The sequence below is a fragment of the Prosthecobacter vanneervenii genome, from assembly GCF_014203095.1.
Classification (GTDB): Bacteria; Verrucomicrobiota; Verrucomicrobiia; order Verrucomicrobiales; family Verrucomicrobiaceae; genus Prosthecobacter; species Prosthecobacter vanneervenii.
On sequence record NZ_JACHIG010000001.1, the window covers coordinates 1,325,508 to 1,339,725 of the forward strand.

Genomic DNA, 14,218 nt, shown 5'->3' on the forward strand with positions numbered 1-14,218 from the left:
CCAACGCATCATCCAGCGACCTCGCACCACCACGAAGCCGCTGCAAGGAGGGGGGATCAAGAGGATCCCCCCTTCGTCGGCTCGGGCCTTCACCTTCAGACCCATTTTCAGCCCCTCAGGGTCTGGCTCATCACACGCGGCGGGCCTGACAGGTGCGCCTCTCATGCCCCCACCCGCGCATTGTCATTTGCAGAGGCTGCGTCACACTCTGCGCCATGCCACAGCCACATGATCCGCATGCCTTTGCCCAGGAATGGATAGACGCCTGGAATGCGCACGACCTGCCGCGCATCCTCTCGCACTACGCGGAGGGCGTGGAATTTGAGTCGCCCTTCATCTCCCGTGTGCTGGGAGAGGGCGCCACGCCGGTGCCAAACCGGCTGGTGGGAAAGACCGACGTGGCCGCCTACTGGAGCCAGGCACTGACCCGCTACCCGGACCTGCGCTTCGAGCTGCGACAGGTGCTGGCAGGCGCGCACTCGCTGTGCCTGCTCTACCAGTCCGTGATGAACCTCACAGCGGCGGAGTTTTTCTGGTTTGATGAGCACGGCCTGGTCTGCCGCGCCGCAGCGCATTACGCACCGGGCTGAGGGGCGGGCGTGTTTCATGGCGATGCCCTGGCCATGAAGCTGAATTTGATTGCGCAGGGCGGTGATTTTTGGCGGAATGCACACGTGAATGTGAATGCAATCCTCTTCATGCCATGAGCTGGTATGCGCGTGCGCGGCTCTGGCTTTGCAGCGGCCCGGCGCTCCGGAGGGCTGCACTGACTCTGGGCGGGATGGCGCTGGCTCTGGGCCTGGGCTGGACCATGGCGGGAATGCAGACGGCGCGCATGCCTGCGCCTGCCAGTGCGCAGTCTCCCCTGCCCCATGCGCGAGTGCAGGAAGCGCACGCCCAGGGCGATGACAGCAGCGGCGGCGCGCGCACGACCGCCGCCTCGCCCCCCTCGGTGCTGGAGCAGAAAAACGACTGCCTGCGCAGGCTCATAGCGCTGCACCTGGAGCGCCGCCGGATGATGGAGCAGCTGGAGGCGGAGCACCCCGCGCTGCGGGAGATCCCGCCGCTGCTGAACTGGCTGGACGAGATGCCGGTGAAGCAGCACCCCGCAGGGGCCAGCCAGTGGCAGGCGCTGCTGAAGAATGATCCGGTGATGAACCAGCGCTTCTTTGAGCTGATGGTGCTGAAGAATGCCCGAGTCTGGGTAAAAGTTCTGGACGATCCCAAGACCAGCGCGTGGTATGCCGAGGTGTTTGAGACAGCGCACCTTTCCGCGAGTGCGGCGCACGATATGGCAGTGCTTGATGCCACAACGAATTTTAATGATGAGGCGACGGCTAGGCCCACAACACCTGCCGAGGTGGTCAGCGCCTATGCGCTGCGGGCATCGGCGTATGAGGCGACCCTGCAGTCCAATGCCGAGGCGTGGGGCCTGCAGATCACGCCCGAGATGGACGACTACCTGGAGGCCATGGCGCAGCAGCGTGTGATGCGCGCTTTTCTACGGCAGTACCAGGAAAGCCTGACGCCCGATGCACTGGAGCAGGTGCAGTCCGGCATCGGCGCGCTGCAGGCGCAGTTTATGGACCTCCCCGCCACGGTGAAGGCAGATGCGGAGCTGGTGGCCCGGCTGCGGCAGGCGGCGGGGGAGTAGCGGATGGTTTTGGTACGAAGGGCGGACAGGAGTGGGCAAAAAGCATTCAGGAAAGGAACCGAGCGCAACTGCGCCCCAAGAAATGACGGCGCTGGCAAATGATGCGCGGCGCCATGAGCGATCTGCCCTCTGATTTCCCCCGTCCTGAACCCCGGCCGCGTGCTGCGTGCTGGTCTGCCGCCTCTGCGGAGGCGGAGCTTTTGTCCTCGGCCCCGACCGCGCCACTGCCCCCGCGAGAGGCGGCACCGGCTGCCGGGGGCCTGCCTGCCATGCCGGGCGCTCCTATGATGATGCCGCCGCCGCAGGGGTATGTGAACCATCTGGGATATCCAGTCATGCCGCCCATGCCGCCGCCGGGCCATGCCTACCCTGCGGGGTATGCCGCCGCGCCGGGGCCGTGGATGGGCTACCAGATGCCACCAGGCTATGCCATGCCGCCCGCCGCCTGGCCGATGCCGCCGCTGCATCCGCCGCTGGTGCCGGGCACCACGGCAGCACCGGTGCCTGTGGCCGTGGTGATGGCCGAGGAGCTGCCAGTGGCGCAGGTGGCGGGCGGGGCGGCCGCGCATGCTGCGCGCGCCACGCCGAGGCCAGCCCCTGCGCCCGTGCCTGCTCCGAGGTCCGAGCCTGCGGTGAAAGGAGTGGATGCACCAGCATGTGGCATGTCAGAGCATGAGTCCCCTGCCCTGGAGGCGCTGCGGCGGACGGCGCTGGAGGGTGACACGGCGCGCGGGCCGGGGCGGCTGGTGCGGCTGTGGCGCAGCGCGGGGGGCGGGTCGCTGGCGTTTTCCCTGCTGGTGCACGGGCTCATCCTGCTGGCGGCGAGTCTGGTGGTGGTGACGACCCACGCACTGTCTGACAAGGCGGTGGACTTTCTGCCAGGTGGCGGTGCGCCTGCCAGCACGGCGCTGAGCCACCAGGTGCAGCAAAAGCGGCGGCAGCGCCTGCAGAAGAGCATGCCCCACCAGAGGCTGGTATCTGCCAGCACCACGGCGGCGCTGAGCCTGCCGGAGCTGCCGCTGGGCACGCTGGACCTGCCGGATGCAGACGCGCTGCCGGGCGGCAGCCTGAAGCTGGGCTCCGCAGGCCTGGGCACGGGCGGGCTGGGCACGGGCTTTGGCAGCGGTCTGGGAGCCGGTGCGGTGAAGGGCTTTGCGGGGATGACGCTCTTTGGCAGGCTGGGCGCCGATGGCATGCCGGGTGTGTTTTACGACATGAAGCAGTCCCCCGCACGCGTGCCCACGGCGCTGGCAGACCTGGCGAGCGAGGCGGATTTTGCCAGAGTGATCAACACGGCGGCGGGCAAAAAATTCAGCGGCAAGGGACTGGACCAGTTCTTCCACTCCACCCAGAAGATGAGCTTCACCTACCTGCTGATCCCCTACATGGCGGCCACGGAGGGGCCGAAGGCTTTCAAGGTGGACAAGGAGGTGCAGCCGCGCGCGTGGATGGTGCACTACGCGGCGGATGTGCGCCCGCCCGCGCCAGGGGAGTACCGTTTTGTGGGCCTCTTTGACGACGCGCTGATCGTGTATGTGAACGGGAAGCCGGTGCTGGACGGCTCGTGGTACTCCATCGTGGATCACGGTGGGAAATCCAGGACGGAAGGCATCCGCGAGGACTTTGGCGGGCCAGCGGTGCCGGGCACGGGGAACCGGCGCTGCTACGCGGGCCGCTGGGTGCGCATGGACGGGCTGACCCACATCGACATCGTGGTGGGCGAGCGCCCCGGCGGCCGCGTGGGCGGGCTGCTGCTGGTGCAGCAAAAGAAGGGCCGCTATGAGGAGCGCGCCGACGGCACGCCGATCCTGCCGGTGTTTGCCACGACAAAACCCGATCTGCAGGACGAGGCGCGCCTGCGTGAGTACACGGCCTCGGGCTTTGCGGTGGCCGCGCAACCGGCTGTTTTCACGCTGACAAAGGACGTCTTCAGCACGCGATGATCCGGCAGGGTCGGGTGATGCGCGTGAGGATCAAGATGCTCCCCCCCTCAGCCGATGGCGCGCATGACGCACACACACTCACGGCACCACGGGCTGGGCGTCGGCGAGGTTGAGATTGAACTGGATGATGGCGGGCGGACGGCTGACGATGTCGCAGCGGGTGATGGTGCCGGTCAGGGTGGCGATGCCACCAAAGTGCGCCGCGCCGCAGCGCATTACGCGCAGGGCTGACGAATCAGCCCGAGAATGGAAGAGGGCCGGGACGCCGCATCGTGGCGCAATCAAGCCAGGGTGCGGGAGCGCCGGGCCTCTTCATGGTTGTGCCAATCCCCTGGGTGTGGTTGGGGAAGCATGGTCTCTTTCGCCTTCAAGAGGCAGCCAGTCGGGGGCGCCTTCCACTCTGCCTTTCTGTGCATCGAGGGCGACACGCGCACGGCCGCGAAAGCCTGACCACGTTTCCGGATCGCCATCGCCTTCACGCGGAATCAGATTGCCGCTGAACTCGATCTCCAGATGGTCCTCATCGATCCAGCGCACGGGTGTGATGTAGTAGAAGCGGCCGCTCCGGTACTCCTTGGAGTAGCGCTCGGTCTGCCAGTGCTCGAGCAGCTGCAGATCGAGCTCGATCTCAGCAGCGGGCTGCGTGGTGGGGGTGAAGACCTGGATGCCGGACCCGCGCTTGTACTCGGTGAGGATGCAGACGCGCGTACCTTTGGGTGACCAGAGTGCGCCCCACGCGGTCTCATCCGGGATCAGGGAAACAAGCTCTTCCTCCGCTCCTCGCAGCACTCGCTGCAGCTTCACGGCCGTTTCGGTGATGAGCACGCGTGCGCTGCCATCGGGTGCGGGGACCATGGGCGGTGGCTTGACGCCCAGCCTGGGCACCGGAGCCGCTGTGGTGGTGTCCCCCGCCGCCTGAGCTGGAGCTGCCCTGGCAGTGCGGCCAGCCCTGCTGCTGCAGGCCGGCAGCGCCCAACCGAGGCTGATGACAAGGACGAGCACCGAAAGACGGCGCATGCAGGCTGCGAGGCTGGTTTTCATGATGGGTCTGCGGATGACGCTGGATGGTATTTAATGCCAGAGTGTGCTGCCACCTCATCTGACCTCAACCCCAAACATGCGGGCGATGCCGGGAGACTGCTCCGGAAAGCGGGTGAAGATGGCGGGGTCGTGGCTGGGGAGGAGGACGATGGCGGAGACAGGAAGGCTGGCCCGTGTCGCAAAGGGTGTTGAATGTGTTTTTCGAAACGGTCCAGATTTCGCAAGGTTAACTCTAAATATAATAAATATCTATCCTACAAACCAGTCTCTTTCCTTATTGACGCCACTCTCATAATCCTATTAAAGCAGGCCCGGACTCAGAATTACTCATTCGCTTATGATGCGCTCTGCACTTGTTCTACTGTCGTGTGCCTTGGTCTTTTCCGGAGAAACCATCTGCCTGGGGGAATCCCCGCCCGCAGCGGCGCAGGCGCAGCCGCCCAAGCAGAGCTTCTGGAAGCGCCTCTTTCAGCGCAGCGGGGGCAAGGAGGAGGCGGTGGAGGAAGAGGCCGGCATGGGAGAGGGAGACATGGTGGCGCCACACTTTTACCAGCATGCCAGGAACACCGCCCATCCGGAAAGCAGGCCCTCCGACCAGCCCAGAGTGGACGTGACCTCCGGCTTTAACCAGAAACCCGACAACCTGAACGGAAAGCTCTTTTCGAGAATCAACCTGAACCCCAAGAACTGGCTCAGCGGGCTCGGCACTTTATTCACCTTCAGAGAGCCAAAAAACCAGGACGATGTGGCGTCGGTACACTTGGCTTTTTTGGGCATCCGCCCGTGGGGAGAGATAAAATCGGAACTGGAAACAAAATTCACCCTGGATGGGGCCACGGCGCTGACAAAGGTGTTGCCCGTCGTGGGGGCGGCCTCCTCCAGCCTGCTGGACGTGGACAATGCCGCCGTGCGTCTCTCCGGGCCAGCAGCCCCCAATGCGCCTTCTCTGAACAACGCGCCCGCCACGCCCACCTCCCTGATCCCCGCAGACCCCAGCGCAGCGCTGGCCACAGGCATCAGCGGTGTGACACCGCGCAGCGCCACCCTGGGACAGGAGACCATCATGCAATACCGGGCGGCGCAGGCCCTGATGCAGAATGTGGCGCTGCTGAACAACACCATCAAAAACGCGCCGCTGAACAAAAAGTACGAGCCCTACGTGGTGAGCCTGCAGGTGACGCTGATGCCCTACAGCCGTGACCAGCCGTATGATGTGTACACGGACATCACCTTTCTGGATGCGCTCTCAGACGGCCACACCCACAGCGGGAATGAAAAAAAGCTGGTGCCGCGAGTGGTCCCGCTGCTGGTCACGGACGACCTGGAGTCGGTGTCCAGCAGCCGTGCCAGCCGCAAGATCATGCAGCTGAATGCGGCCCTGGCGGCAGCGGTGCCGCAGATCTCCGGCAGCGGCAGCTACCAGAAGTACAAGGACGCGATGGAAAAATTTATGGGAGAGGAGACCAATGCGCTGGTGACGGTGGCGCGCATGCAGGACAACATCTTCCGCGTGCGCTTTGGCGCGAGCGTGCAGGCCACCAAAAAGAAGTACGCCGTCATCCCGCAGGCACACACGATCCACCTGCTGCTGCTCTACCCCAAGACGGCAGGAAAGGACACAGAGGAGCAGTTCTACACCTGCAATGCAGTGGCCATCACGGAGCTGCGGGAGGCGAGCACCGGCAACCTCCTGCGCAAGCCCCGGCTGGGTGAAATCCAGACCGCGTTTTCAGATGCAGTGAAGCCGCTGGTGGACGCCCAGATTTTCAAGCCCGAACTCTACCGGGCGGACAACCTGCTGGAGCTGACCAACTATGTGCGCCTGAATGATTACGTGAGCTTTCAAAACCTGGCGGTGGACCTGCTGACCCGCAACATGAACTGGCTGATGTCCACGGACTTGTCCAATCAGGCGCTGAGCTACCCCGTGGCGCCCACCCCGGCCTATCCAGCCGGGTATTCCATCCTGCTGAGCAAAGAGCGCGACTACGAAAAGAAGAGCCGGGATCTGGTGATGATGCTGTGGTCCTCCCTCTCCCAGATCTTTGGCCGCAGCTTTTACTCCACTGACACTGTGGACCTCCCGGTGGCCAAGCACCCCAAGCTGGCTCAACATCCTGGCAGCGTGCTGGCCACGGACGACGGCACCAAGCTGACCCTGCGCTACACAGGCCTGAAAAACCTGGACGCAACCACCCTGCCCGAGGTGAAGGTGCAGCTGAATGTGAGCCCGACTGAATGGAGGCCCTACAGCGGCGTCATGTTGCCTCCAGCCTCCCCGAAGCCTGGCGCTGGGGCGGATGAACAGGCCAAAAGGGACGCCATCACCCAAGCAGACGAGGCCACCAATGCCGCCATCCAGAAGGCTGCTATGGCCAAAGCTGAAGCCGATGCCAAGGCCCTGCTTCACAAGGCTGCGGAGGACACACACCAGCAAGCCCGCAAGGCAGCCGAAACCGCTCAAAAAACAGCGGCGGAAAAGACAAAGCACTCCAAAAAAGTGGCCGCTGACCCCAAGGCCACCCCCGCAGCCAAAGAGGCCGCCGCCAGAGAAGAAACCGACGCCCTGGCTGCCGCCACTGCCGCCAAAAAAGCCGAAGCCGACTTAAAAGCGGCCGCAGAAAAGGCAGCTGCCGACGCCGTGGCTGCCGCGCAAGCTGCGGCCAATGCTGTCCAAGAACTCTTTGCCAAAGAGGATGCCGACTCCAAGGCGCATGACAGCCTGCCTCTTTTGCACGAGCCCGTGACCCTCCTGCCCACCAAGGCTCTTTCCCTGGACGCCACCTCGGCCCTGCTGGTGGAGTTTGAAAGCCTTAAAAAGTATAACAAGGACCCGGAAAAAGCCAGCTATGTGATGCAAGTGGAAGTTCCCGAGACCAAGCCCGCACTGGTCAATCTGCAGAGAACCACGCCCACTGCAGACAAGCCCACTCCGGCCAAGTCCGGCGCCTCGCTGAAGGCCAGCACGATGACGATCACCAAGAAGGCCGATGGCACAGGCACCTATTCCTTCAGCCTGGTGATCAAGAGCGCCGGCTACAAAAACTACACGCTGAGCCTGAACGGCGCCGGTCTGGCCACACAGACGCTCAGCCCCGTGCAGCTGGCCACCGGCCCCAACGCCGCCACCCCGGTGGTGCAGCAGACGGGAGACGGGGAGTACAGCATCACCTCCAACAATCCCGCCCCGGCAGAGACGACCCCGCTGGCCCTGCAATGCCAGATCCCCCTCTCCCTGCAAAACTTTGACGCCAGCAACAAGCTCTTCATCACCGTGAGCGCAGGAGAAAAGATCAATCCCAAGGACAACTCCGTCCCGCCCGAAGATCCCGCGAAGCTGGAGGTGAACGTGGTGGAGGCTCCTGCGTCAGGAAAGTAGGCCGCAACTCGTCTGAGGGAAAGCACGAACCACCGACAAGAAGCCCTGCCTGCAGCCAGACGCGTGCCGTCCCCTGGCAGCACCTGGGGCCGCCGCACCCACATAGTAACCGCCTGCCACAGCAAACCCATATCCTCAATCGTCTCATGAATGCCCAGCACCTGCGCCGCCGGCCTCTGCCGCTTTGTTTGCACCTCATCTTCAGCGTCTGCCTCACGATGGGGACGGGCCTGCTATTCCACCCCTCCCCATGCCCAGCCTTTGAAGGAGATGAGCACAAGGATCTGGGAAACATCTCCATCGCCGCGAATCTGGAGGCGCTGAAAGCCGCAGGCGGCGGCGGCAGGACAGCCGAGGCAAAGAGAGTGCTGGAGCTGTTCATGCAAGGCGTGCAGGAGCTGCCGGATCTCCCTCCTGTGACCTACGGAGACATCGTGCTGCTGGTGGACTACATGAAGGACAACTACCGCCTGCTGCACCGGCGCAGCGCCAGCGAGCAGTGGCCTGCGAATGCTGCGGAGACAGACATAGCCTACTTGCAAAAACTCACCAGCGACTGGCTGAGCAATCTGGGCGCTGCGCACGACAACCAGGACCACTTCCAAGGCCGTGTGCTCTACGCCTTCTGGTTCTGGCACAAGCAGGCGGTGGAGACGGCTGCAGAGGGCAACCTATGGGCGGCGCTGCTGATGAATGCGTATGCAGACCACTTTCTGCAGGACTCCTTTGCCCCGGGGCACATCATCTCACCACGCGATGAAAACTCCCAGGATGTCTATGCGACCATGATCCATGACGAAGGAAACCGCCACGCCATGCTCTGCCACCTGCAGAAGCTCTCCGAATGCCATCAGGCCCTGAGCAAGGTGCTGCGCCTGAGCGAAAAGCTCCACGCTGGCACCGTGCCAGAACTGGCGCAGAAGCTCAAGCGTGTGAAACTCCTGCCAGAAGTGGGACGGCAGCTCCTGCAGCACCATGAATGGGAAAAGAGATTCTATGGCGACGACCAGCTCAACCGCGAACCCAGCCAGCCTGTGGTGATGGCCGCATACTGCACCCAGAGCGTGGGGGATGTGGTGGAATCCTATCTTTCCAATTCAAAAAAGAACTCCTTCACCAGATACAAATTCGAGCTGCGTTTTGCGGTTGCTGGCGGTCAGGCGGAGCTGATCGATGTCTGGCAGGACTACGGAGACATGACATGGAAGGCCCCCGCTAAACGTGACTTCTACGTCGGTCTGCCAGACAAGGAGGCCAGATATGGCATCAAGAAGGTTGCGGCTTCTGAAATCCCGGAGCGCATCATCGCCCCGCTGCCAAATTATGCCGCATTCAATCCAGCCTTTGCACTAAACATCGGCTATCAGGGATGGGCCACCGGCTACGCCTCCGAGGTCCGGGCTTTGACCGAAGCCGAGATGATGGTATTGGGTGGGCGGTGGGACTATCTCAGGGACGACTTTTCCAAGGCCTACCTGCCGCGAAAGATAGACATGTTTGCCGTGACAGTGGGATACAGCGGCCTCTTTGACTCCGACACATCGGCCAACGGGATAGCGGCCCGGCTCATTCTCCCGATCAATCAGCTCAATCTTCAGCTCAGCCTGTACGGTGGCAGCCGTTATTACAGCGGCAACAGCTACGGCGGATGGCGGGACTATGAGGGTATCCGCCTGGACTGGGGAATGCAGATGGGCAATCTTTTTCTGGGGATCGGCCGCGACTTCTACCCCACCACGGGCGGCATCAAAGATGGCGTGAGCATTCAGGCAGGTCTGAGCCTGGCATTCCCGACATCACGCATCCCAGGTGTTTATAAAAGCTACTAGCCCCCCTCAGCTCCCCGCCACCCCGCCACGGCATGCGGCTACGTTTTTTATTAAAACATCATCCCCGGTGCTACTCCACCACGGTGACGAGCGGGAGGGCCTGGCGGACTTTCTGGAGGTCGCCGCCGGTGATGCCGGTGCCGCCGAGGTCGAGCACCTTCAAATTTGGCCACGTGGTGAAGACCGGCAGGCTGCGCAGGGTGATGCCGGGCGCGCCGCGCAGGTGGATCTGCCGCAGGCGGTGCAGGCCTTTGAGCGAGGCGAGATGCGCATCCGTAAGGCTGCGGCTGCCGCTGAGATCGAGCGTGCGCAGACGCTGCACCTGCCCGAGATGCTGCATGAGCGCGGGATCAATGCTGCCGGTGCTGCGCAGCACGAGCACGCGCGGGCTGATGATGCGGATGGCGCGCCCGAGCTCGGCCTGGGAGGCCACGCCGGGGTCATCGGCCGCGGCGGTGAGGACGGTGGGGTAATTGAAAAAACGCAGCGCCAGCTGCGAGTCGCTCTCCTTGGGCGGAGTCAACGGGGCGGCGGTGTCGATGCTGCCGTCGTCCTCGATCTCGCTCTCTGTGGCGTCGTCGGCTTCTTCCTCCGCCTCGGTGTCAGCGGCGGCGGTGCCGGGCGGCGCGGGCTGCACCTCGGTCGTCCACGCATCAAAGCTGGCATGCGCGCTGGCCAGCGTGTGCAGCGCCCACATTCGCTGCCGCTCCTGCACCCACGCAGCCAGGCCGGCGGCGAAGATGACGAAGATCATGACTGCGGAGATGCCGATCCGTTTGGTGCTCATGAGGTGCGGTGGGTGGAGGGTGAAAGGCGTGCTGCGGTGCGCGGGCGCACGCGGCGGGGACGGTGTATGAACGGCTGGGGTGCGGGGGATGTTAGAGGAAGGGGGCGGGGCGTGGGGGGCAGCGGGATCGTTTTTGGGCTCGTTTGCCTGCTCTGACTCGTGCTGGATCCCATCGCGGGCGCGGGGCCGGGCGGCTGTGGGCATGTGCGGGGCTAGGTCGCGGGAGGTGGAGCAGTGTCGGCGGCGGCGGGGTGAAGGGAGGCGGCGGGGTGTAGAGAGACGGCGGGGTGCGGGGCGATGCGGTGCTGGCGTGTGGCGCGGGGCCTGGGGGCGGATCTTCGTTTCAAGCGCGGCCGGCAGGTGCGGGCGGGGGCTGCGGGGTCGCACTCCCCTGCCCCGGTGGGCTGAGGGAATCGAGAGCGGGCATGCGGGCGTCCGGGTCCTTTTTCATGGGCGGGTGCGGTCTGGCAGGTGATAAAAAGCACTTCACGGGCCGGGGCTTTCAAGATTCCTGCATTTTGCCCCGCCCACCGCCACCGCCGCTAGGGCTGGGACAGGTGGGGTGTATGCAGTGCAGGCCCCAGCGCTCTCTCACAGCCACGCACCTTTCTGCCCCGCAATGCCCAGCGCTCTCGCTCCATCCGCGAACACGCCGCAGGTGTGGGGATCAAGATGATCCCCCTCCGTCGCTGCGGCAAAGCCTCCGGCGGAGTGGGATCGTCCCGATCCCTCAACGCTCACGCAAAGACCAGCGCTCACGCGTCTGCACAAAGGGCCGGGGTCGCATAGACCAGCGCTCACGCACAGCCGCTCACCTTTCCGCCCCGCAATGCCCAGCGCGGCCGCTCCATCCGCAAACACGCGCCTTGTGTGGGGATCAAGATGATCCCCCTCCGTCGCTGGGACGAAGCTGCCGTGTGCGAAGCCTCTGGCGGAGAGGGATCGTCCCGATCCCACACGTGCTCGCAAAGACCAGCGCTCACGCGTAGCCGCCCACCTTTCTGCCCGCAATGCTCAGCGCTCTCGCTTCATTCCGCAAACACACGCCCTGTGTGGGGATCAAGATGATCCCCCTCCGTCGCTGGGGCGAAGCTGCCGTGGACGAAGCCTCCGGCGGAGAGGGATCGTCCCGATCCCTCAACGCTCCGCGATCACCCAGTATTCCGCGTCTGCCAAAGGGCCGGGGGGTGCGCAAAGACCAGCTCTCAAGCGCAGCCGCGCACCTTTCTGCCCCGCAAAGCCCAGCCGCCCTGGTGTCAGCCCTATCCCGGCAACTACGCCGCCGCCGGCCGCACCACAAAGGCCTCCTCCACCTGCCAGCTGCGCGGCCCGGCATAGACCACCTTGCCCTCGATGTCCGCACTGTCGATGATCCGCACCTCCACGGCTTTGTACAACGGCGAAAGCGGATGCAGATCGCCCACATCGGGGTGGGATGGCAAAACAAGTGGCTCAAAGGAGGGCTTCATGGGGGGAGGAGCGAGGGGGTTAATTTTGGGAGTGGAATGACCTGGCAACACCCAAACTCTAGCCCTCCACCTCAGAAGATAACACTAAGGGTTCGCTTAATTTCCCTAGACTGATTCATGACCCCTCATCGCTAAAGATTCGGCGAATGCCGCCACACCGATGCAGCGCAGCAGGAGCATGTCATAGATGCGCCCTAGCCACAGCGAACCGCCGCAGTGCAGCAGCATAAGAGCAGCAGCACCACCAGTGAACCGCCGACCGCCTCACCCCTCCTCAAAGTAGTCCGAGTCCACCCGCTTGATGGCGATGGTCCGCACCGTGGACACACCCACCCCATGCTCAATCATGAGCTGGGCGAGGCGCGGGCCGTCGATGAGGATGATCTTGTGCGTGACGCCGCGCGCGTACTCGATGGCGTTTTTGTGGAAGTCGCTCGTGGTGATGAAGACGCCCTTGCTGGCGTGTTTTCCCGCCAGCGCCCCCACAAAGCTCTGGATCGGCTCCCGCCCCACAGTGCTCTGCCAGCGCTTGGCCTGCACGTAGATGACGTCCAGCCCCAGGCGGTCCTGGCTGATGATGCCGTCGATGCCGTGGTCGTTCGACTTCTGAGTGACCTGCGCCGCCTCCGCCCGAGAGCCGCCGTAGCCCATGGCAAAAAGGAGATCGACGACGAGCTGCTCAAACTTGTAGGGATCCATCCGCCCCATGATGTCCAGCAGCTCAGAAGCCAGCTGCGCATTGAGCTTCAGCTCCGCCTGCTCGATCTGGTCGGTGGGGGTTTGCTCGTTTGTGATGATGGCGGTATTTGCGGTCTACACGGGTGGTTCACCTTCCCCGTTTTCATGGTTCGGCAGCTGCGAGATTTTCTTCTGGAAGCTGGGATAGCGGGCGGCAAGCAGCTTGTTGTCGATGAGGGCAGGTTTTGTCTCCAGCAGTTTCTTGCCCTCATCAGTGATGAGGAGGCCGCCTCGCCGCGGCTTTTCCAGCAGCCCAGCCTGCTGCAGGCTCCACGCGGCCCAGCCTATGCGGTTAAAAAGATGGGTCTGCGTACCCGATGGCATGCGCGACGCGCGCTCCTCCGGTGTGATCCCCATGGCATCCGCGACGCGCTCCGTGGCCTCCTTGCGCCGCAGCTCAGCGTTTGCCTCCGCGAGAATGCGGAGCAGCGGCAACATCATTTCCTGGTAGGTGGGGATGGGCATGGCTACTGATGGAGGAGGTCAGAGCGATCGCCAAGATCTAACATTTTTTTCAAAGGCCATTTACGTCTAGTGCGAAACAGGCAGAATTATTCATGCCGCTTCTTTTTTATGAAAAACGCCAGCTATTTATACTGATTTGTAGGTTCTGCACCTCTAGGTCGAACAATTCGCCTCGATGCCAACCACAGCTGTGTGTCGAAGCAGCACCCCGGCATATCCCATAGAATGATTCAAAACCCACTCTCCACGACGACCGGATTTTATTTCCAGCCTTAAACAACGTATTTCATGGCTTTTCTCAATAAGACATTCCGTCCTCACCCATTCCGCAACAAAAAGTCACATTTCGATCCGTACGTAAAGGTGCGTGAAAGGATTTTTGCCGAAGTAAAGTTTCGCAGAGAACGACAATGGGACACGCTAAAATGGACGTGCCTGACCCAGGGAGCACTGCTCACAGCAGTCCTGACTTTCAAAACCAAATCCACCGCACTAGAGACAATGCCCAAATGGGCTTTAGCCTGTGTCTCAATATTGATTGCAGCGACTTCCCTGTATAGAATCATTCACGATTCGATGGCAGGTGGCTTTTACAACAACATCTGCGCCGAAATGGACAAGACTTTTGATGTGCACTTTGATGACACAACAGCGAAGCCAATCTATAAAATTGAGCTGTTCGTCCGCTCCTGCTGGATTCACTTTTACCCCTGGTTCATTTACGTTCTCCGCATCCTGTATCGCGGAGAATGTTGGGCAAAAAAGCAGCCCGTGTTCATTTCTAAGCTGCATTTAAAACCTCGCATCAGAAACACGTTTTTGTACGCTCAGCTGCTGTTTATTCTGGCAACCACGATTGCACCTATCGCAATGTTGTATGCATAAGATGACTGACATCATTGCATTGAATTTC

At 62.7% G+C, this 14,218-nt stretch carries 12 protein-coding genes; 6 read left to right on the top strand and 6 right to left on the bottom strand.

The window, feature by feature from the left end; all coding sequences use genetic code 11:
* Positions 1 to 215 precede the first annotated feature (215 nt).
* The 3 genes from HNQ65_RS05025 to HNQ65_RS05035 all read left to right on the top strand — a co-directional run bounded on the left by HNQ65_RS05025 (position 216) and on the right by HNQ65_RS05035 (position 3,597).
* Positions 216 to 590 carry a nuclear transport factor 2 family protein gene (locus HNQ65_RS05025; RefSeq protein WP_184338373.1) on the top strand — a complete coding sequence of 125 codons (375 nt, stop codon included), beginning with the start codon at positions 216 to 218 and terminating at the stop codon, positions 588 to 590.
* 113 nt (positions 591 to 703) lie between these two features.
* On the top strand, positions 704 to 1,654 hold the full coding sequence (locus HNQ65_RS05030) for a hypothetical protein (protein WP_184338374.1): 951 nt from the start codon (positions 704 to 706) through the stop codon (positions 1,652 to 1,654).
* A 113-nt stretch (positions 1,655 to 1,767) separates the two neighbouring features.
* Complete coding sequence (locus HNQ65_RS05035) at positions 1,768 to 3,597, top strand: hypothetical protein (RefSeq protein ID WP_184338375.1); 1,830 nt, start codon at positions 1,768 to 1,770, stop codon at positions 3,595 to 3,597.
* A gap of 78 nt (positions 3,598 to 3,675) precedes the next feature.
* Here HNQ65_RS05035 and HNQ65_RS05040 read toward each other — a convergent pair whose 3' ends face one another.
* Positions 3,676 to 3,813 (bottom strand): hypothetical protein, encoded by a 138-nt coding sequence (locus tag HNQ65_RS05040; RefSeq protein ID WP_184338376.1) that lies wholly within the window; start codon positions 3,811 to 3,813, stop codon positions 3,676 to 3,678.
* Between the two features lie 96 nt (positions 3,814 to 3,909).
* Positions 3,910 to 4,638 carry a hypothetical protein gene (locus HNQ65_RS05045; protein ID WP_184338377.1) on the bottom strand — a complete coding sequence of 243 codons (729 nt, stop codon included), beginning with the start codon at positions 4,636 to 4,638 and terminating at the stop codon, positions 3,910 to 3,912.
* 337 nt (positions 4,639 to 4,975) lie between these two features.
* Between HNQ65_RS05045 and HNQ65_RS05050 the strand changes: the two genes are divergently transcribed.
* On the top strand, positions 4,976 to 8,017 hold the full coding sequence (locus tag HNQ65_RS05050; RefSeq protein ID WP_184338378.1) for a hypothetical protein: 3,042 nt from the start codon (positions 4,976 to 4,978) through the stop codon (positions 8,015 to 8,017).
* Between the two features lie 146 nt (positions 8,018 to 8,163).
* Positions 8,164 to 9,846 carry a hypothetical protein gene (locus tag HNQ65_RS05055; RefSeq protein WP_184338379.1) on the top strand — a complete coding sequence of 561 codons (1,683 nt, stop codon included), beginning with the start codon at positions 8,164 to 8,166 and terminating at the stop codon, positions 9,844 to 9,846.
* A 70-nt stretch (positions 9,847 to 9,916) separates the two neighbouring features.
* On the opposite strand, the gene HNQ65_RS05060 is transcribed toward HNQ65_RS05055, so the two are convergent.
* The 4 genes from HNQ65_RS05060 to HNQ65_RS26505 all read right to left on the bottom strand — a co-directional run bounded on the left by HNQ65_RS05060 (position 9,917) and on the right by HNQ65_RS26505 (position 13,305).
* Complete coding sequence (locus HNQ65_RS05060) at positions 9,917 to 10,633, bottom strand: hypothetical protein (protein ID WP_184338380.1); 717 nt, start codon at positions 10,631 to 10,633, stop codon at positions 9,917 to 9,919.
* A gap of 1,274 nt (positions 10,634 to 11,907) precedes the next feature.
* Positions 11,908 to 12,102 carry a hypothetical protein gene (locus HNQ65_RS05065; RefSeq protein ID WP_184338381.1) on the bottom strand — a complete coding sequence of 65 codons (195 nt, stop codon included), beginning with the start codon at positions 12,100 to 12,102 and terminating at the stop codon, positions 11,908 to 11,910.
* A 264-nt stretch (positions 12,103 to 12,366) separates the two neighbouring features.
* Complete coding sequence (locus HNQ65_RS26500) at positions 12,367 to 12,801, bottom strand: restriction endonuclease (RefSeq protein ID WP_221306034.1); 435 nt, start codon at positions 12,799 to 12,801, stop codon at positions 12,367 to 12,369.
* A 114-nt stretch (positions 12,802 to 12,915) separates the two neighbouring features.
* Positions 12,916 to 13,305 (bottom strand): winged helix-turn-helix domain-containing protein, encoded by a 390-nt coding sequence (locus HNQ65_RS26505; RefSeq protein WP_221306035.1) that lies wholly within the window; start codon positions 13,303 to 13,305, stop codon positions 12,916 to 12,918.
* A gap of 288 nt (positions 13,306 to 13,593) precedes the next feature.
* On the opposite strand from HNQ65_RS26505, the gene HNQ65_RS05075 reads away from it, so the two are divergent.
* Entirely contained in the window at positions 13,594 to 14,190 is a 597-nt protein-coding gene (locus tag HNQ65_RS05075) for a hypothetical protein (RefSeq protein WP_184338382.1), read from the top strand.
* Positions 14,191 to 14,218: the final 28 nt, after the last annotated feature.